Raw genomic sequence first — 20,290 nt, 5'->3', positions numbered from 1 at the left:
ATTACCCCTCAACCTTAAGTTTTGGCATAGCGATATTCACTGCCAAATTTAACCTTAGTATGGTCTGCACACCGGCAATGCCATCCGCCTCAAGGTGATGCTTTGCTTGAAAACGCATCACCCTATCTTGCAACTCATAATCAAATTGGCGCGCACTGCGCGCCGGGTAGCCAAGTACTTGAGCTAGGCTGTCATCTAACCATTGTACCGCATTGCCGGTTGCACCAAAGCCAATGGCGCGTTGGTAACCCTCTGGGGCTTGCCAAAATAGGGTATAAGCTCCGCTCCAGTGCTTGTTAAACCAAGCCTCCGTCACCTTGATCCGATTAGCATTGATCAGAATTTCAAACCCATCGTTAATGGCAATTAACGTAGCGAAATAAGGTTGATTACGCTTATCAAACATCTTCACCACCGCGGGGTGATTCATCTCTTTTAGGGTTCGAATGCTGCCGGTACCATTAAGGCAATGTAGGCCCGCCGCTAATGCCCGCTCGCAAGTTGCTTGCATCAGTGGCACTTCATAACCCCAAACCTTATAGAGGTTCTGGATGGCCGCTTCTGGCTCGCGGCTATCGGTAACCACTTTTTCTAAACGACGTTGGTATTTCATTTTATCAGGCGTTTGCACTGAATTTGAGGCCACTTCAACCACGGTTTTGCCATTTATCTCATTAGCCGAGGATGCATTATTGCCAGCTTCAAGCGGAGTAACGACTTCAAGCTGAGCTAATTGACTCGACTCAGCGTTAGAGGCAGCAGGTTCATCACTCGCCTGCTGTGCTGGCGCTTGTGTTTCGCCAAGCGCTTGTTCGATAGCTTGATCAACATCTTTGACAACGGCTGGCTCTGGGCTACTCTCCCCCGTGACCACGGCCAGTAATTCAGCCTCGCTGACATTAGCAGGCCCACTCATATAAGGTAAGGTCAAGCCCGCTAATATGGCCATGGCCAACACCACGGAGCCGATAATGATGGGCTTAGCATTAAGACTTTCGACCGCGCCATCACCTCGCACCTCATTGGCCACCGACTTAATCAACAAGGGCGTGATGGTGTGATCACTATTGGCGTAGGCAGCCAATAATGCGCGATCACAGATCAGGTTAATTAAGCGCGGTACACCGCCACTTTGTCGGTGAATTTCTTTTAGGCTAGATTTACTAAAAATGGGTAACTGGCAGCCCGCCACTTGTAGACGATGGCGAATGTAATTACACACTTCAAGCTGATTGAGTGGCAATAAATGGTAACGAGCGGTGATCCGTTGCGCCAATTGGCGCAGCTCATCTTTTTTCAGTAACTGCTGTAATTCGGGCTGACCAATGAGAATGATTTGTAGCAGCTTTTTACGATCCGTTTCAAGGTTAGTTAACAGCCTTAACTGCTCTAACACAGGCGGGTTCAACAGTTGAGCTTCGTCGATGAGCAATACCGAGTGAATATTTTGCTCGTGATTCTTTAACAAAAACGCTGCGATAACATCAAATAAGTGCTTCAAACTGGGTTTGTCACGATCATATTCGATAGAAAATTCATCACATATGGTCGCCAATAAGTCCAGTTCAGTTAAAGCAGGGTTAAGAATAAATGCTAGCTCAGTTTGCTCAGGTAATTCTTGTAACAAAGAACGACATACGGTGGTTTTACCGGTCCCCACTTCCCCCGTAAGTAAAATGAAGCCGCCACCGCCGCCATTTAATCCATACATTAAATGCGCTAAGGCTTCTTTGTGTCGATCGCTCAGATAAAGATAATCGGGATCAGGGGCGATTGAAAAAGGGCTTTCTCTTAAGCCAAAAAACTCTGTGTACATAGTCTAACTGCATCCATCCAGTGGACGCCCACTATAGCAGAGAGCGTCATATTACCAAAATCAAGCTACCACAGAATGTCAGTTTTGCGCACAGGCGCAAAAGATTATTTCATCTTAATCAGCCAATATTGGATTTACCGTCACAACAGAGGGGTTAAAGAGTCTAGGTTAACCACAAAAACCTGGATTTTGGGTCACATTCTTTGGCTAACATCCGCCGCCATTGCCTGCTCAGATTTATTTTTAGGTATACTTAAGAAAGTGAAATTTTAAGGGAAATAACGTGCAAATTTATTTGGTTGGAGGCGCCGTTCGAGATCGCCTGTTAGGTTTACCCATCAAAGATCGCGATTATGTGGTCGTTGGGGCAACACCTAAACAAATGCAAACCCAAGGCTACCAGCAGGTAGGTAAAGATTTTCCGGTTTTTTTGCATCCTGATACAAAGCAAGAATATGCCCTGGCCCGCACCGAACGTAAAACCGCAGCGGGTTATACGGGATTTGAATGCTATTTCGCCCCCGATGTCACCCTAGAACAAGATTTACAGCGCCGCGATCTGACGATTAACGCCATGGCGCAAGACCAACAAGGTCAGATCATAGACCCTTATCAAGGCCAACAAGATCTCAAAAACCGGATCTTACGTCATATCTCCCCAGCCTTTGCCGAAGATCCCTTAAGGGTGTTAAGGGTGGCACGTTTTGCCGCGCGATATCATCGTCAGGGCTTTACCATCGCGCCCGAGACACTGGCGCTAATGACTCAGCTTAGTACCAACGGCGAGCTTAATCATTTAACGCCCGAGCGCGTTTGGCAAGAAATGTCAGCCGCCTTGATGACAAATTCGCCTCAGGTCTTTTTTCAAGTACTCAAAGATTGTCAGGCGCTGCCAATATTACTGCCTGAACTGCATAACTTATACGGTGTACCAGGGCCGAAAAAATGGCACCCCGAGATAGACACAGGGCTGCATACCCTAATGGTGATCGAGCAAGCCGCGCTCTTGTCTCCGGATTTAGAGGTCCGCTTTAGCGCCTTGTGTCATGACTTTGGCAAAGCCGAAACCGACCCCAACCTTTGGCCAAGCCACAAGCATCACGGCATCAAGGGGTTGCCCCTGATCAAAGGTTTTTGTCAGCGGTATAAAGTGCCGAACCCTTGTCGCGATCTGGCTTTGATCATGAGTCAAGTCCATGGCGATGTGCACCGAGCATACAGCCTACCCCCTGAACAAATCCTTAGCCTGTTTGATACCGCCGATGCATGGCGCAAACCGGAGCGGTTCGAGCAACTATTATTAACCTGCAAAGCCGATTTAACTGGGCGTTTGGGCTTTGAAGACAGGCCCTATGCGGAAGCTGACTATCTACACGCCGCCTTTAAAGCCGCTCAAAGCGTTGAAGTTCAGCCGATTATTAAAGCAGGTTTTAAAGGCCAAGCCATTCGTGAACAACTGACATTGCAACGCGCCAAACGCCTAAGCCAATTTATGATAGAAAATGAAAGCCAGATTGTTTAGCTAGGCTGGAGCGATATTCCAGCCTAGTCACCTTATGCCCATGACAGCACGACAAATAGCGCGATACCTAAGGCTAGTCGGTAGATAACGAAAGGCAACATGCCCATCTTTTCAATCACTTTCAAGAAGAAGGTAATACAGATCAAGGCACTGATATAGGCTAACAAGGCCCCGACTATCATGGCAAACCAATCCACCGCTTCACCGGAGGTGATCAGCTTCAAGGTCAAGTAACTGCCCGCTAAAAAGATCAAGGGAATCGACAACAAGAAGGAAAAGCGCGCTGCGGCTTGTCGCGTCATGCCTAAAAACAAACCAGCGGTCATGGTGACACCCGAGCGCGATGTACCGGGGATCAATGCCATTGCTTGCGCAAAACCGACCAACAACACCGTTTTCCACCCTAACTGATACTCGGTAACCTGTTGCTTGGCTAGTTTATCGGCAAGTAGAAGCAATAAACCAAATACGATAGTCGTCGTCGCAATCACGTAGCCGCTGCGTAAATAGGTTTCAATAAAGTCTTTGCCAAATAGCCCAAACAAGCCCGCGGGAATGGTGCCTAAAATGATCCACCAAGCAAGCTTACTGTCTTGATTGTGTTGGCGCTTTAAAACCGAGCCCGTCCAAGCGACGGCCATGGTTGAGACTTCGCGGCGAAAATATTGCACCACCGCGATCAAGGTTCCCACGTGAACCGCCACATCAAAGGCAAGGCCTTGATCTTGCCAGCCTAAAATTTGCGAGGGTAAAATGAGATGTGCCGAGCTGGAGATAGGTAAAAACTCGGTGAGGCCCTGAACGATGGCTAACACCACTATTTCAAGCATTGTCATGCTGATTGTTCCTTTCTGAAGATTTCCAATTAAAAGGGATTTTCCACAATTTTTGTGAAGATTTATCGTAATTTTGCCAAAGTACGCGGTAGCTTTTTCCTAAAATAGGATGAACCTTATCAGGCGCTAGCTCTGCTAACGGCCACAACACAAAGGCATTATGGGGGATTTCATCTCGGGGGAGTTGGACGCCTTGATGGGTGATTAAATCGTCATAAAGTAATAAATCAAGGTCGAGCGTGCGAGGCGAAAACTTGCGTGAATCTGGTGTGCGGCCGTTTTCCAATTCAATTTGCTTTAAACACTGCGCTACTTCCTCCGCAGGTAATTGCGTGTCGGCCCCGACCACTAAATTATAAAAAGCACTGCCGTTAAAGCCGACCGCTTCACTTTCAAACACAGAAGATACCTTTAACTCACCAAACAAGGCCGTCATCGCATCTATCCCAGCTTGAATATAATGAGCACGATCGATATTTGAGCCAACGCTAATATAAATTTGCGCCATTACAACTGTGTACCTTGGGCATAAAACTTACCGCGGGTAATTTGCACCCCAACATTGGCCGCCATCGGGACCGCGCCGGGTTTACTCAGGGTTAATTGTAATCCTGGCACGTTAAACTCAGCCATGATCATGGCTGCGACCCGCTCTGCCATAGTTTCTATCAGCTCGAAAGTATGCTGTTGTGCAAACTCAACCACTCGTTGCGATAACACCGCATAATCTAAAGCTAAATCAATATTGTCATCTTGGGCTGAAGGCTTGTTATCAAAGGCTAATACCAGATCAAATACCAGTTTTTGCTTGATGGTCTTTTCCCAATCGTACACGCCTATGGTGCACAAGACTTCCAAAGAATGAATAAAAACGCGATCCATTTGCTTTCCTGACAGTTTGGTTTTTTTGGCCGAGAAGGGCTACCACCGCCCAATAATTAAGCGTATTATCGGTAGGCTATTTAAGAGCGGCGATAATAACGCAAAAAGCCAAGAAGGAAAAACAGCATTTTATGACTGCCACCGTCATTGTCTTTATTTTTTTAGCTTACCTACTGGGCTCAGTCTCGAGTGCCGTTTTAATCTGCCGATTAAAAAAACTTCCCGACCCTCGCCAACATGGCTCAAACAACCCAGGTACTACCAATGTGCTCCGATTAGGCGGCCCACAAGCAGCGGCTTGGGTGTTACTAGCTGACTTATTAAAAGGCACCTTGCCCGTCTATTGTGCTTATTGGGCGGGGTTTGAGCCGGTTTATATTGGCTTAGTCGGCGTGGCGGCATGCTTAGGCCATATCTACCCAATATTTTTTCACTTTAAGGGGGGCAAAGCCGTGGCCACCTCAATGGGGGCCATGCTGCCTTTAGGAATGGATATTGCTGGCGCCTTAGTGGGCTGCTGGCTACTCGTGGTGGCTCTCAGTGGCTATTCTTCGTTAGCGGCCATTATCACCGCCCTGCTTGCGCCTTTGTTTACCTATTTAATTAAGCCGGAATATACCTTACCCGTTTCCATGCTAGGTTGTTTGGTGATTTTGCGCCACCATGAAAACATCGCTCGCCTTTATCGTGGCACCGAGCTGAAGATTTGGCGCAAATTTTCTATGGATAAACATGATTCGCCGCAAGAAACGCCACCCCAAGCCACTCAACAGCAAGATGAATCTAAGTGATCCCAGCTGATTAGCACGAGGATGCTAATGGCGCTAAGGTATCAATCGGCCAACGCGGTTTAGCTTGAATACTTAAACTTTCCAGCTGCTGCGCTTTTAGGCGTTGCATCCCCGCATAGGCAATCATCGCGCCGTTATCGGTGCAAAACTCAGGGCGAGGATAATACACCTTGCCGCCACGTTTCTTCATCATGACATCCAATTGCTCACGTAACTGCTTATTCGCACTCACCCCACCGGCAATCACCAAGGATTTCAAACCGGTTTGATCTAGGGCGCGGCGACACTTAATCGCCAAGGTATCGATCACCGCATCTTGAAACGCATAGGCGATGTCGGCGCGGGTTTGTTCATCATCCCCTTCACTGCGTATCGTGTTGGCAGCAAACGTCTTTAAACCACTAAAGCTAAAATCAAGTCCAGGCTTATCTGTCATCGGCCTTGGAAAGGTGAAACGACCAGGCGTACCCTGCTCGGCTAATTTAGCCAGTAATGGCCCGCCCGGGTAATCCAGCCCCATTAACTTAGCTGTTTTATCAAATGCTTCGCCGGCCGCATCATCCACACTTTCACCGAGCACTTCATATTCACCTATGCCCTGCACATTGACCATCATGCTGTGACCGCCAGAAACAAGCAACGCGAGAAAAGGAAACTCAGGGCGATCTTCTTCTAACATGGGTGCTAATAAGTGCCCCTCCATATGATGTACGGCCACTGCGGGTACACCCCATGCGTAAGCAATACTGCGGCCAATCGTGGCACCGACTAACAAAGCACCCACTAACCCTGGCCCTGCGGTAAATGCAATGCCGTCAATATCAGCTTGAGTACAATTCGCTTCGGCTAGCGCTTCTTTTATAAGAGGAATGGTTTTACGAACATGATCGCGTGAAGCCAGCTCGGGCACCACACCACCATAATCAGCATGTAACTTCACCTGACTGTACAAACGATGAGCCAATAAACCCTGTTCGTCGTCATAAATGGCCACACCTGTTTCATCACACGATGTTTCAATACCTAAAATTCGCATCTTCATTCCTCTAAGCTAGAATCAACCAACAAAGTCGGGCTTAATTCACTTTTCCACCGCGTTTGCGGGGCAAAAATTTGGCGCTAGTGTAACGATTCACAGCTTTTTTCACCAGAGACAATTAATCGGGGTTTACAAACGCCCCCTAATAGGATTAAAATTCCGCACCATTTTTAAACAGACTGGTCAATCTACGACCGGCTTCACAAACACCCTGAGGTGATGGGCATATGCCAGTAATAAAAGTACGTGAAAACGAACCGTTTGATGTTGCACTTCGTCGCTTTAAGCGTTCTTGCGAAAAAGCAGGTATCCTTTCTGAAGTTCGCCGCCGCGAATACTTCGAGAAACCGACTACCGTTCGCAAACGCGCTAAAGCTTCTGCAGTTAAGCGTCACTTGAAAAAGCTAGCTCGCGAAAACGCACGTCGCGTTCGTCTTTACTAATAAGGCGTTCGTAATGACCTTGAAAGAGAAGTTGCAAGACCAACAAAAAGCAGCAATGCGCGCCAAGGACAAAGTCCGCTTAGGTGCCATCCGCATGCTCATGGCGGCCATCAAGCAGAGCGAAGTCGATAACCAAGTTGAGTTATCTGACCAAGAGATTATTGCAGTGATTACCAAAATGGTAAAACAACGCAAAGACTCTATCGCCCAGTTTGAAGCAGCAAATCGTCAAGACCTAGCCGATAAAGAATCTGAAGAACTTAATGTTCTACAAGAATTCTTACCTCAACCTCTTACCGAGGAAGAAGTAGACAGCATTATCGCTGCTGCACTGGAATCAACCGGCGCACAGGGTATGCAGGACATGGGCAAAGTCATGGCGGCGATCAAAAGCCAAATTCAAGGTAGAGCGGACATGGGACAAGTAAGCGGCAAAATTAAAGCCAGTTTATCTTAATCCCATTCTAAGCTGATTGAACAAGCCGCAACTTTTTCGAAAGTGTGCGGCTTGTTTGTTTCTGACGTTTTATTTCTTATTGTTTACTGCTAACTTAGCAACACTTAAGCCATTTTGATGCAAGGTGTTTCAGCTTGGCCAGCAACATAGAAAAGATTCAAGTTCGTTTATTGAGGGTTTATGGCAGGCAGGATCCCACGCGATTTCATCGATACCCTTATCGCTCGCACAGACATCGTTGATCTTATCGATAGCCGAGTAAAACTCAAAAAAGCCGGACAAAACTATCAGGCTTGTTGTCCGTTCCATAACGAAAAATCCCCCTCATTTACCGTCAGCCCAAACAAGCAGTTTTACCATTGTTTTGGCTGTGGCGCTCACGGTAATGCCATCAGCTTTGTGATGGAGTACGACGGCTTAGAATTTCCCGATGCCATTGAAGAATTAGCCAGTATTCATGGTTTAGATGTGCCACGTGAGCAAGGCTCAGGCCCAGCACCAACGCCAGCGCAAATCCAAGGTAAAAAAGATCTTTACCAAGTGATGGAGCAAATCGCCCACTTTTATCAGCAACAGCTGCGTGGCCAAGCCCACAGCCAACGCGTCATTGATTACCTAAAAGGTCGTGGCCTAAGCGGGGAAATTTGCCAACGATTTGGCATTGGTTTTGCGCCCGACAGCTGGGACGAGGTGAAAAAGCGCTTCGCACCTAATCGTGATAGTCAGGCGCAACTGATTGAAGGCGGCATGCTAATCGAAAAAGAGGGCGGTGGCAGCTATGACCGCTTTCGCGATCGTGTGATGTTTCCTATTCGTGATCGGCGTGGTCGCGTGATCGGCTTTGGTGGCCGCGTGTTAGGCGACGGCACGCCTAAATACCTCAACTCGCCCGAAACCCCTATTTTTCATAAAGGGCGCGAGTTGTACGCCCTTTATGAAGTCAAAAAAGCCCATAAAGACGTGGCCAAGATCCTAGTGGTTGAAGGCTACATGGACGTGGTCGCCCTCGCCCAATTTGACATTGATTATGCCGTCGCGTCCCTTGGCACCAGTACCACGCCCGAGCACATGCAAACCTTGTTTAGAACCACAGATGAAGTGATCTGTTGTTACGATGGAGACCGCGCCGGACGCGCAGCGGCTTGGCGCGCGTTGGAAAATGCCTTACCCTTGCTTCAAGACGGTAAATCACTGAAATTTATGTTTTTACCCGATGGGGAAGATCCCGACTCCATGGTTCGTCAAGAAGGTAAAGACGCGTTTGAGCAACGACTAACCAAAGCCACACCGCTGTCGGATTTTCTGTTTGAAAACTTACTGCAACAAGTCAATATGGGCAGTCGTGATGGCAAGACCAAATTAGCGCAGCTGGCCATGCCGTTGATCGCAAAACTGCCTAACAACGTATTCAGCCATATGATGAAGGAGAAGTTAGCTAACTTACTCGCCATTGATTTAACCGGCCTCGAGAAACTTCTGCCGTCATCCGACACAACAGAGCAAGTAACTAAACCTAAACCAGCTCGACAACCTAAAGTCACCCCCATGCGCATGGCCGTTGCTTTAGTCATTCAATATCCTCAGCTGGTTAATGATTTACCGCCGATGCCGGAAATCGCCGAGTTAAACTTGCCTGGCAGTGCTCTTTTTGCCCAAATACTTGAAAAGTGCCAACAACAACCCCATATCACCACGGGACAGTTATTAGAAGATTGGCGAGGCACAAAAGAAGGCCAACAACTGGCAAAATTAGCCATGTGGGACCATCATATTGAAGCAACACAAATTGAAGCGGTGTTTTTAGACACCTTAGATAAGTTACTCGCAACCTATATCGAACAAAAAGAAGAAGCATTACTTGCTAAAGCCCGAACAGGTCAGCTTAGCTTAGAACAAAAAAAGCAGCTCAGTGAACTGATTCAAAGTAGAAAGTTATCATCTTCTAACTAGTAAATTAAGCGCAAAGGCATTATAATCGCGCCCTTGCATTTTTGCACCAATCCTTAAACCCTAATCGGATGGAGTCTATGGAGCCAACCCCTCAGTCTCAGTTAAAACTTCTGGTTACCAAAGGTAAAGAACAAGGCTTCCTTACTTACGCCGAAGTTAATGATCACTTACCCCAAGACATCGTCGATTCTGATCAAATTGAAGATATCATTCAAATGATTAACGACATGGGTATTCAGGTAGTAGAAAACGCACCTGATGCCGATGATCTGATGTTATCTGAAGATACTGCAGATGAAGATGCAGCAGAAGCAGCGGCTCAAGCCCTTGCCTCGGTGGAATCAGAAATTGGTCGTACTACCGACCCGGTACGTATGTACATGCGTGAAATGGGCACAGTTGAGCTGTTAACCCGTGAAGGCGAAATCGATATCGCAAAACGGATTGAAGAAGGCATCAACCTTGTTCAAACGTCCGTCTCTGAATACCCTGAAGCAATTCACTACCTACTTGAGCAATGGGATCGCTACGAAGCCGAAGAAATCAAGCTGAGCGATATTATTTCCGGCTTTATTGACCCAAATGAAGCGGAAACCTTAGCCCCAACAGCCACTCACATCGGTTCTGAACTATCAGGCGACGATCTAGACGATGAAGATCTAGATGACGACGATGACGATGACGACGACAGCGACGATGATGACGGCGACAAAGGCCCCGATCCGGAAGAAGCCCGTGAGAAATTTGCGGCACTGCGCTCAGCCCATGATAACTTGTTAGCTGTTATCGAAAAGTCAGGCCGTCAAAGCCCAGATTCAAAAGAAGCCATCAAAGAGCTGGCAGAAGTATTTAAAGAATTCCGCCTTGTGCCTAAGCAATTTGACCGCATGGTAAGCAACATGCGCTCAATGATGGATCGCGTACGTGTTCAAGAGCGTCTTATCTTAAAAATGGTGGTCGACCAATGTAAGATGCCTAAGAAATCGTTCGTATCCGTTTTCCCAGGCAATGAAACCGATCGTACTTGGTTAGAAAACGCCATCGCAGAAGGCAAGCCTTACAGCGCTTCACTGTCTGTGTTACGCGACGAAATTTTACGTTGTATCGTAAAAATGGCCTCGGTAGAAGAAGAAACCGGCCTAACCATTACCGACATTAAAGACATCAACCGCCGCATGAGCATAGGTGAAGCCAAGGCCCGCCGTGCTAAAAAAGAAATGGTTGAAGCCAACTTACGTCTGGTAATTTCCATCGCGAAAAAATACACCAACCGCGGCCTACAATTCTTGGATCTGATCCAAGAAGGTAACATAGGTCTAATGAAAGCGGTTGATAAGTTTGAATACCGACGTGGTTACAAGTTCTCAACTTACGCTACTTGGTGGATCCGTCAAGCCATTACGCGTTCGATTGCTGACCAAGCACGTACCATACGTATTCCGGTTCACATGATTGAAACCATCAACAAACTGAACCGTATCTCACGCCAAATGCTGCAAGAGATGGGCCGCGAACCCACTCCTGAAGAATTGGCAGAGCGTATGATGATGCCGGAAGACAAGATCCGTAAGGTACTCAAAATTGCCAAAGAGCCGATCTCGATGGAGACGCCAATTGGTGATGATGAAGATTCGCACTTAGGTGACTTCATCGAAGATACCACCATCCATCTACCAGTGGATTCCGCCACCAGCGAAAGCCTGAAAAATGCGACCAACGACGTATTAGCCGGCCTAACCGCACGTGAAGCGAAAGTACTGCGGATGCGTTTTGGTATCGACATGAATACCGACCACACCCTAGAAGAAGTAGGTAAACAGTTTGACGTAACCCGTGAGCGTATCCGTCAAATTGAAGCTAAAGCCTTGCGTAAACTGCGCCATCCAAGTCGCAGCGAGCAGCTTCGCAGCTTCCTCGACGAATAAGCGACCCTTCGCAGATAAAAATACCAGCTTCGGCTGGTATTTTTTTGCCTGATCACTAGGCCCCCTTGCTTCACTGCAACCAACTGACTATAAAAACAGCAAACGATTGGCTAACAGTAGACAGGGCTCAGCGAGCTCTATATAATCTCCCCCGCTTAATAAGAAGAATAAATCGACCTTTTATCTCATCGGTTTGCAGCTCACTTGGCTGGCCAAGATAAGGATGTCGAGACAGAAGTTAGCCCTTCTGCACACTTAAAGAGCAACAATAATATAGGCCCCTTAGCTCAGCTGGTTAGAGCACCCGACTCATAATCGGTAGGTCCACAGTTCAAGTCTGTGAGGGGCCACCAAATTTGTAAGCACTTAATATCATTGGTATTAAGTGCTTTTTTCTTTGGGGCATATCTGATTTTCTCGCTTTCTACTCGCCATTCTATCCAGTGTGAATGGATGACCACTTTCACCATGTCGTGATTAAAAACTAGCTATTGGATTAATTCAGGCTCTTTTGCGCTCACAAACTCAACCTTCACTACAGAGCTTTTCACCATCATCACTGAATCTTGATGAAACTGTTTAGCATACTGGCGAGCTACCGCTTCAGCTTCAGCCACTTGCGAGGCTTTAAGCAAGATAGTCACTATTTTGGAGCGCTCGGGCTTGCCCTGCCAATAGCCCACCGAGTCCACCACATTAAAGCCAGCAAAGCGTGTCACGATATGCTCGGTCATAAAGGTATCCCACTGCTGCATAGACACGCCGCTACCATCGGGAACAGAAAGACCAAAGTAAAGCTGCACGCTGTAGTCATCGCTAGCAAAAGCCCGTACCGAGCTAAGTAACAGGACTAGGGTTATACTGATGCGCGTTAATCCATTAAGTTTCATACTAAAACCTTGTTTAAAATATTCATCGAGAAATGCGGTTAAGAAGACTGAAAGCGGCGAGACTTCTCTCGCTTGATGAGACAATATAGAAAACAGTTGGCAATAGCGTACGCAGTCTCAAGCCAAGTACACCATTGCCTAAAGTGAAGCTAATTCAATTAGATGCCTCTTAAATAACCGCGTTTTCTGCCGCATTCCATTTCCCACTGCACACCATATTGGTCGCGCCAGTAAAAGAACGACATTGGGAATGGCGCCAATACCATGGGCGGCCCTTGCTCATCATTATCTTGATCATCAGGAAAACGTACCATTTCGACCCCAGGCTGATCTTTAAGGTAGTTAAAGGCTTCCATAATATCGTTCACCTCAAGCGCGGTATGACGCACGCCGCCCATATCATGGGTGTTTTTCCTAGTGATTACTTGCTCGCCTTGTGGGGTGTAATAACGCATTAATTCAAGGTAAAGACCTGCGGTAGGGTGACGCAAAAAACGGATATCCACATCGACTTTACCATTGGTAAAGCCCGCATCTTTCGCAAATGAAGCCAAGGTTAAATGCGGATAATCCATGATTTCTCCGGCTTCATCATAGGCCTGTTCAAAACCAAGGGTGCGCTGATAAAACGCGGTGGCTTCATCAACATCGTCCACTATGATGTTTAAGTGCGACACGGCTGCAATGTACTTAGCCGGATCATTGGGGTTAATGATCCCAGATAGCAGAGATTGCTTAAAGTCGTCGACCACATGGGTACAGTAAAGCACCGAGTATGGGCTTTGGCATTCAGGCGAAACAACGAGATAGGGCTTGTATTGTTCCGGCGTGCCAAAGCGGGCCCCTTTGGTATCATCGGCGGCGATACGAAACTCCACCGCTAATTTTTGCCATTGGTATCGGTTCGGGTTTATCGCAAACCCGGCAGCCAGTGCCGCTATCGGCGTAAATCCTTGCGCGCCATAATCCTGTGTCCATTTATTTAGCCAAGGCTGTGAATGCTCACTTAAATACTCACCAACACCGTGACTTTCTTCTAATGCCTTTAAATCAGCTTGGGTTACACACACTTGGCCCCCTAACTCAAATGGCGTTAACACCACGGGAATATCACTGGCTAATACCACTCGCGCTGCATCCACATCTAATTCAAAGCCCGTATCGGCAAGTGGCGTTTGCTGTTTAGGGCCACCGATAAACGCCCCATGCTCACTGGCACGCCCAGCCACCCAAATAAGCTGTTCTATCTGGCTGGTTAAGTCGGGATGAAGCAGGATAAGCGTTGCAATGTTGGTTAACGGCCCAAGGGCTACCAGCGTCATAGGCCCTTGACGCAAGGCTTGCGCTAACCGCTTCACCGCCTCATTGGACTTCACCTCGCTAATATTGAGGGCTTGAGCAGCACCTGTCGCAACTGGTAACGCCACCGGACCAAATCGGTTCGCTAACATCTTGGCAAGTTGTGATGCCGTCAGCGTATCTGTCTCACCAAAAACACTGCTAATGCCCTGCACTTTTACGTTGCTGCTATTAAATAGACTAAGCAGCGCGTAAGCATCGTCTACCTTGCACACTTGCCCAGCTGGATTCGCAGCCCCTATCGCTAGGTTAGTGTCTAACCACACCCGTTTTTTACTCAGCGCATCCAGTAAGGTTTTCGTTACCAGCTCGACCGACGCAGGGTTTTGCCCTGTGATCAGGCCTTTTTCAGAGCGAACAAAACGCGCATTGGGTTGCCCGCATTGATAATTTGCCCCTTGCTCAACCAAGGCATCTTCTAAATGATAGGGTAAGGCTTGAATATATTGCGGCGGGGTTAAGGTTTCTTCAGCGTCCGAAAATGCGGTTAACTTAAGGCCTGCAATCAGCGCACTGCCATCTGGCTTTTTCGCTGATAAAAGTCCCGTTGGTCCATGGCAAACGCCGGCAATTAACTTTTGTCCGGCGTAAAATTCACTCACCACTCGAGCTAAGCCACGACTTTGCTTAAAATCCCACAAGGTGCCATGGCCGCCGCAAAGAAACAAAGTAGTAAAAGAAGGGACATTCACTTCATCAATCAGCAAGGTATCATCGAGCCAAGACATCGCAAAATCGGATGCTAAAAAGCGCTGCACGGCAGGCGTCGCAAACTCACCTTGAGCACTGAGGGGATCGGCACTGGCCTTGCCGCCTTTTATCGAAGCGATACAAACTTCGTATCCGGCATCATACAATCCCCAAAAAGGGGTCGCTAATTCATCAAACCAAAAACCTGTTTTTTGCCCTGTGCCGTCAAGCTCCGTATGGCTAGTCACAACTAATAACGCTTTTTTGATAGCTCGGCTGTTATTTTTATCCTGTTTCACTCGCACTTATATTCCTTACTCATTACTTAGTCCTAACCACCACTTGATTACGCCCCTGATTTTTGGCTTCATACAACGCCTTATCGACGCGTACTAAGGCAGAATCTAATGTATCCGTCGCGCATAACGGCGTAACTCCGATACTCACTGTGACTATCCCTGCTGTTGGATGAGTATGTGTCGCCACCTCTCTAGCAAGGCGCTCGGCATTGGCTTTAGCGCCAGCGAGATCCGACATAGTGAGGATCACAAATTCCTCTCCGCCCCAACGCCCGGCAACATCCACTCGGCGGATCACTCGCCCTATGATATTGGCCACATTGACTAAAACATCATCACCCACGTCATGGCCGTAGTTGTCATTAACCTGCTTAAAATAGTCGACATCTAGCATCAACACACAGGCAGGTTGGAGCATTAATGTGGTTAAACTTGCCTGTAACTGCTCTTCCATATAACGGCGGTTATAAATACCCGTTAGCTGATCTGTGGTTGAAAGCAAATACAGCTCATTGTTCTTTTCAACTAACAACTGGTTAGCATGGTGTAGCTTTTGGGTGCGCTCATCCACCAGCGCTTCCAAATTTTTATTTAAGCCCTGCAAATCGCGATACATTTGCGCATTTTCCAAGGAAATGGCGGCTTGCGTGGCCAAAATTTGTAAGGTATACACCCGCTCCGGCATAAAGGCCTCGGCAAGGTGACTGTTTTCAAGATATAAGATCCCGGTGAGCTGATTTTGACGCACTATCGGCACACAAATAATCGCCACCTCTTTGTGCTTTTTCAGATAAGGGCAGCGATCAAATTGCTCATCGTGCTGTTTTGGCGAGTAAAGCACTAATTGTTTGGTATTAATTACAAAGCGCACTATGCCTTGAGACAAGCTCAAGGATTGGCTATATGACTGCGCTAGCTCAACCTTGAGGACGCCCCCTTGTTTGGCACAGTTTTCATTGGCAATTACATAGTCATCAGCTTGCCTTAATAACAATAGTCCTCGTGTTGCGCCAGCATTCTCTACCGCCAAACTTAACAATTGGTCGCTCAGTTTATCTATGTTGATATGCTGCGAGATCGCTTGGGAGGCTTTTAACACTGTGTTTATATCAAGTGCTGTTGAAAAATCATGGCTGCCTAAGGTTGAATCTAATGTGCCAAACAAGCCTGAAGCACTAGGCAATTCAGGGGATAAACCTGCGTAATTGGCCTTCATCCAATTAACTTTGGCTTTAGCGCCCCATTGTTCATAACCGGCCATCGCCCGCTTTAAGTAGCTCTGTGCTTGATACGCTTTATTTAAGCTCAGCCAGAATAAGCCCGTGAACTCGTCACAAAGGGCTGCGTCAAACAAAAACTGCCCCGCGAGGGCGGCTTCACGCGCCAACTCATAATGATCAAGCGCAGCCATGGTTTGGCCATCTAAGCGAAGCCACTCAGCTTGAAGTAATAAGTATTTATGTTTGAAGTTATGCGGACATAACTGAGCCCAAACCGCAAACTTATCAATCAATTGCTGTAATAAACCCAAGTGTTCAGCCTTGGCCTCACCGCTTAAGTGATGGCAAGGTGCGCTTAATTGCAAAGCAACGAACCAGCAGCTATCCACCTGAATAATCTGCGCCTGTACGGTTGCCTCAATCACGGCTAAGCGTTGCATTAACTGCGTTGCACTTTGGTATTGCTGCGCCAATAAATCCACTCTCAGCTGGGCATAATAAGTATGGCCAAGAAAGAAGGGCGCATCTTGATAACGGTGAAGCAACTCTGTGGTATTAAAGTTGGCGTCATCTAAGGTGGCAAAATGCTGGGTTTGCCCGAGTAAATGCTTTAATGGTTGGCTAACAATAATAGTCAGTAACTGAGCAACATCATCAAGCTTGTTGGCTTGCAGATAATGCTCACTTGCCTTCACTTGCTCAGCCACTTCGACTAAGGGCGCACCGGCCGAAAACAATAAGTGAGGCTTTTGCAAAAACACCCAACCCGCATAGGGCGAGCCAGATTCCAGTGACAATTTAGACGCCTGATGCCAATAGTGATAACTCGATCTTAGGGGTTCAAGCCAGTGATTAATCCCTAACGAAAAGACATGATAGGTATAGTTTTGAAAGGCGGGGTTTTGGTATTTATCTGCTAACCTTACCGCCAAACGGCCAATGGCATGGCCATCGCGATAGTGACCACTGGAACATAAAATGGTGGCGTAATTAATGTAGCCAGCAGAGGTGACACAACAATTGCCCTGCTCCATCGAAATTCGAGCGCTGATGGCCGCTGCAACGGATAATAACGGGGCGCGCCCCAGTAAATAACTATCAACGAATAAGTCGAACAATAGCTCATGGGTTAACACAAAATGGGCTTCATCCACCTCAGCTTGTTGGTATAACCGCTCGGCATCTTTACGCTGTAGTAGCGCATTAATTTGCTGTTGCTGCTCTGCAAACATAGCGAGCAAAGCGTCATCATCATCGGGTAAATCGATTCCCAACAAGGCCAATGCGGCGCGCTCTTGAGCTACAGACGCTTGGTATAAACCTTGGTGATGGTATTGTTTCGCTCTGATATTACATAGCTTAAGCCTAGCGGCCACTGACGTGTTCTTAGCGTCCAGAGCTTGATACAAGTCTTGTGCTTGCTCAAACTCCCCCACCAGATAACACGCCTGTGCCAATTGAATTTCAAGATCTATCGTGCGCTCTGAATGCTCAGGCTCGGCTAATGGGATTAACAAGGCATGGGCTTGGCTTAAGCAATTATAAGCCACACTAAATGCCGCCGAGGCCTTGGCTTTCGCCGCAGCTTGAATATTTAACTCAACCAAGCGGTCACGTTCAACGTCATTGGCTAAGGCGCAACCTTGGTTTAAGTGTTCAACAGCATCAAATAAGGTTTCACCCTCGTGGCTATCTTGCAGCATTTGCCAGCCAATTTGCCAATGGGCTTGTATTGTTTGCTGCTCGGATAAACAAGTATAAGCGGCCTGCTGCACCCTATCATGACTAAACCTAAATGCGACATCCGGCAGCTGTTCTCCGGCTTGTGTGGTCAGTAATTCAAAGTCATCATCAAGGGGCAAGATCAACCCCACACTCACGCAAGGCAGCAACAAGGTCGCGACTTTCGAACGAGGTAAACCACTTAAACTCACTAACAAGTGCAAGTCAAAGGTGTTACCAATACAGCTAGCCAAACGCAATAAACTCGATGTCGCCTCGGGTAACTGAAGAATATAAGCCCTTAACATCTCAAGTGAATTGTGCATGGTAGGTAGCTTTTCTACCTCTTTAAGCAAGCAGCCCCAAGTGTTTGTTTCATAGTCATAGTACAAATGGCCTTGATGATGCAATGAGGCCAACATAGTTCTAAAAATCAGTGGGTTACCTTGGGCACGCTGGCGCAACAAGGCCACAAATGGCGCGAGTTCAGCGTGAGGTAACGCAACACAATCTTGGACTAACGCCACAAACGCAGGCTCATCTAACTCGCCTAACGCAATCGACAACACATGGGGACAACTGGCCGTTAAATTGGGCATGGATAAAGACAATGGATGGGTTTGGTCGACCTCATTGTCACGATAGGCCGCAATCATCATTAAAGATGAATCGGCCAAAGCTGGCGCCATGGCTTCAAGCAAGGCTAAGCTAGGGGGATCGATCCACTGTAAATCATCAATAAAGATCACTAAGGGATAACGCGTATGCCCTAGGCTGTGCATCAAGTTGTGAAACGTGGTGTTAAATCGCGTTGACGCCGCTTCAACCGATAAGGTTGCCAATTTTGGTTGAGGGCCTAAGAGCAAAGCCAGCTCAGGGATCACCTCTATGATGACTTGCCCATTGACGCCAACGCCTTGCTGAATTTTATCCCGCCAATACTCAATCAAGGCCGCGGGCTCAGCTAATAGCTGCCTAACCAAACTGGTTAGTGCCTGCAACAAAGCGGAATAGGGCTGATGTCGCATTACTTGGTCATACTTACCACTAACGATATAACCGCCCTTGCCCGCCAGTGGCCGGTATAATTCACGGATCAATGATGTCTTGCCTATACCAGCGGGGCCAGAAATAAACACCAAATGGCCCTTGCCTTCACTCACCCGATCAAAGGTGTTAAGTAGCTGCGCGGTTTGTTGCTCACGACCATAGAGTTTATCCGGCAGAATAAACCAGTCCTGCACTTCATGTTGTGCTAAAACAAAATCATCAATTCGTTGATGTTGTTGCCACTGAGCTAGACAATGACGTAAATCCGCAGCTAGGCCTTGTGCACTCTGATAACGATCATCGGGCGACTTGCTCATTAGCTTGATGATCAATCGCGCTAAGGGATGGGGAATGTCAGGGTTGACCGTATCAGGAAAGGCAGGCTCAACCGCAATATGACAATGGATCAGTTCGTTATTATCCGATGCCGCAAACGGTAAACGCTGGGTAAACAGTTCGTAAAACAACACCCCTAACGAATAAAAGTCGGTACGAAAATCCAGTCCTCGATTCATTCGTCCCGTTTGTTCGGGCGACATATAAGGCCTTGAGCCTTCAATAAACTTAGGCTTTATCACTTGCCGAGCGCGATTGGGCAGCTCCAGCGCGGAACAAAAATCAATGAGACTCACCTTCTCAGTGGCCGGATCAACAATCACATTGCCAGCAGAAATATCGCGGTGACAATAATGTTGCTGATGCACGCAACCCAAAATATCCGTAAGTTGAATGGCTATATTTAAGGCTTGTGTTAAGGAAGGCGAGTTCTCTTTTTCATATTGGCGCAGTGATATCCCCTCTAACCACTGCCTAACCAAAACGGCTGAGTTTTTTTGCTCTATGTAATCAAATGCTTGAGCTAAACCATCGCCAGATAGGGTCTGTAAGATGCTATGTTCACGCTTTAATGCGGATAACTGACGGGGATCGGGGAAATCTTGGTTAGGCGTTTTTAGCATCACCTGAACTTGGTCGACCTCTCTAACCGCGCGATAAACTCGGCTTTGCTGCGCCAAGTGCACCAACTCAATGTCAGTATATCCCTTTAAATCCATCTATTTTTATCCATTGCAACAACAGATTAACAACCCAATTAGGCAATAAAGAAGCCATATCGCTAAACAGAGCGCTCAGCCAAACTACCACTTATTGATTACTAATGGATTAGTTTTCCTTAGCTTATCAGTTGGTTGCCTTTATCGGCAGGATCTTCGTTTTTTTGATCACTAATTCATGCAGATCTTCACAATAATGCTATTAGTGGAGCAGCTCTTGTAGATACTCTGTCCAAGTTCAAGCATTTTTACTCTCAAAATTGAATAATTTTGCGGAGTCAAATGCTTGACCTTCTTTATAAACTGCCCACAATCCCGTTAAATACTTACGCATTACAGCAACA

General features: G+C 47.2%; 14 protein-coding genes and 1 tRNA gene. 7 read left to right on the top strand and 8 right to left on the bottom strand.

Features of this window, described 5'->3' with window-relative positions; genetic code table 11:
- Position 1 precedes the first annotated feature (1 nt).
- The gene (locus K6Y21_RS21335) at positions 2–1,816 is read right to left on the bottom strand and encodes an ExeA family protein (RefSeq protein WP_285229765.1); all 1,815 of its coding nucleotides are present in this window, start codon (positions 1,814–1,816) and stop codon (positions 2–4) included.
- Positions 1,817–2,099: 283 nt separating this feature from the next.
- Here K6Y21_RS21335 and K6Y21_RS18780 point away from each other — a divergent pair, with 283 nt between their 5' ends.
- On the top strand, positions 2,100–3,338 hold the full coding sequence (locus K6Y21_RS18780; RefSeq protein ID WP_233073418.1) for a multifunctional CCA addition/repair protein: 1,239 nt from the start codon (positions 2,100–2,102) through the stop codon (positions 3,336–3,338).
- A gap of 32 nt (positions 3,339–3,370) precedes the next feature.
- Here the strand turns inward: K6Y21_RS18780 and K6Y21_RS18775 are convergent, their stop codons facing one another.
- Genes K6Y21_RS18775 through folB form a run of 3 tightly spaced genes read right to left on the bottom strand, consistent with a single transcriptional unit; the run spans position 3,371 to position 5,056 of the window.
- Positions 3,371–4,174: an undecaprenyl-diphosphate phosphatase gene (locus K6Y21_RS18775; RefSeq protein WP_233073417.1), complete on the bottom strand. Its 804-nt coding sequence runs from the start codon at positions 4,172–4,174 to the stop codon at positions 3,371–3,373.
- Entirely contained in the window at positions 4,161–4,682 is a 522-nt protein-coding gene (folK, locus tag K6Y21_RS18770) for a 2-amino-4-hydroxy-6-hydroxymethyldihydropteridine diphosphokinase (RefSeq protein WP_233073416.1), read from the bottom strand. The genes K6Y21_RS18775 and folK overlap by 14 nt, the downstream gene beginning before the upstream one ends.
- On the bottom strand, positions 4,682–5,056 hold the full coding sequence (gene folB, locus K6Y21_RS18765) for a dihydroneopterin aldolase (protein ID WP_233073415.1): 375 nt from the start codon (positions 5,054–5,056) through the stop codon (positions 4,682–4,684). The genes folK and folB overlap by 1 nt, the downstream gene beginning before the upstream one ends.
- 131 nt (positions 5,057–5,187) lie before the next feature.
- Here folB and plsY point away from each other — a divergent pair, with 131 nt between their 5' ends.
- Positions 5,188–5,847 (top strand): glycerol-3-phosphate 1-O-acyltransferase PlsY, encoded by a 660-nt coding sequence (plsY, locus tag K6Y21_RS18760; RefSeq protein WP_233073414.1) that lies wholly within the window; start codon positions 5,188–5,190, stop codon positions 5,845–5,847.
- Between the two features lie 10 nt (positions 5,848–5,857).
- On the opposite strand, the gene tsaD is transcribed toward plsY, so the two are convergent.
- Positions 5,858–6,883 carry a tRNA (adenosine(37)-N6)-threonylcarbamoyltransferase complex transferase subunit TsaD gene (tsaD, locus tag K6Y21_RS18755; protein ID WP_233073412.1) on the bottom strand — a complete coding sequence of 342 codons (1,026 nt, stop codon included), beginning with the start codon at positions 6,881–6,883 and terminating at the stop codon, positions 5,858–5,860.
- A gap of 230 nt (positions 6,884–7,113) precedes the next feature.
- Here tsaD and rpsU point away from each other — a divergent pair, with 230 nt between their 5' ends.
- The 5 genes from rpsU (at position 7,114) to K6Y21_RS18730 (ending at position 12,014) form a co-directional block, all read left to right on the top strand.
- A complete protein-coding gene (rpsU, locus tag K6Y21_RS18750; protein WP_119912023.1) occupies positions 7,114–7,329 on the top strand; it encodes a 30S ribosomal protein S21 in 216 nt (71 codons plus the stop codon).
- Positions 7,330–7,342: 13 nt separating this feature from the next.
- Positions 7,343–7,786 (top strand): GatB/YqeY domain-containing protein, encoded by a 444-nt coding sequence (locus K6Y21_RS18745; RefSeq protein WP_233073410.1) that lies wholly within the window; start codon positions 7,343–7,345, stop codon positions 7,784–7,786.
- 180 nt (positions 7,787–7,966) lie between these two features.
- Positions 7,967–9,736: a DNA primase gene (gene dnaG, locus K6Y21_RS18740; RefSeq protein ID WP_233073408.1), complete on the top strand. Its 1,770-nt coding sequence runs from the start codon at positions 7,967–7,969 to the stop codon at positions 9,734–9,736.
- A 77-nt stretch (positions 9,737–9,813) separates the two neighbouring features.
- Positions 9,814–11,661, top strand: a complete 1,848-nt coding sequence (gene rpoD, locus K6Y21_RS18735; protein ID WP_233073406.1) for an RNA polymerase sigma factor RpoD — start codon at positions 9,814–9,816, stop codon at positions 11,659–11,661.
- A gap of 276 nt (positions 11,662–11,937) precedes the next feature.
- Positions 11,938–12,014: transfer RNA gene (locus tag K6Y21_RS18730), tRNA-Ile, on the top strand.
- Between the two features lie 135 nt (positions 12,015–12,149).
- Here the strand turns inward: K6Y21_RS18730 and K6Y21_RS18725 are convergent.
- The 3 genes from K6Y21_RS18725 to K6Y21_RS18715 form a co-directional block, all read right to left on the bottom strand.
- Complete coding sequence (locus K6Y21_RS18725) at positions 12,150–12,551, bottom strand: DUF3574 domain-containing protein (RefSeq protein WP_233073405.1); 402 nt, start codon at positions 12,549–12,551, stop codon at positions 12,150–12,152.
- 158 nt (positions 12,552–12,709) lie between these two features.
- Positions 12,710–14,899 (bottom strand): nucleoside hydrolase, encoded by a 2,190-nt coding sequence (locus tag K6Y21_RS18720; RefSeq protein ID WP_233073404.1) that lies wholly within the window; start codon positions 14,897–14,899, stop codon positions 12,710–12,712.
- Between the two features lie 22 nt (positions 14,900–14,921).
- Complete coding sequence (locus tag K6Y21_RS18715) at positions 14,922–19,946, bottom strand: diguanylate cyclase (protein WP_233073403.1); 5,025 nt, start codon at positions 19,944–19,946, stop codon at positions 14,922–14,924.
- Positions 19,947–20,290 lie beyond the last annotated feature (344 nt).

Source organism: Motilimonas eburnea (assembly GCF_021295345.1).
Taxonomy (GTDB): Bacteria; Pseudomonadota; Gammaproteobacteria; order Enterobacterales; family CBDFNC01; genus Motilimonas; species Motilimonas eburnea.
Note: the sequence above shows the minus strand (reverse complement) of the source record. Positions and strands in the feature narration are given on the sequence as shown.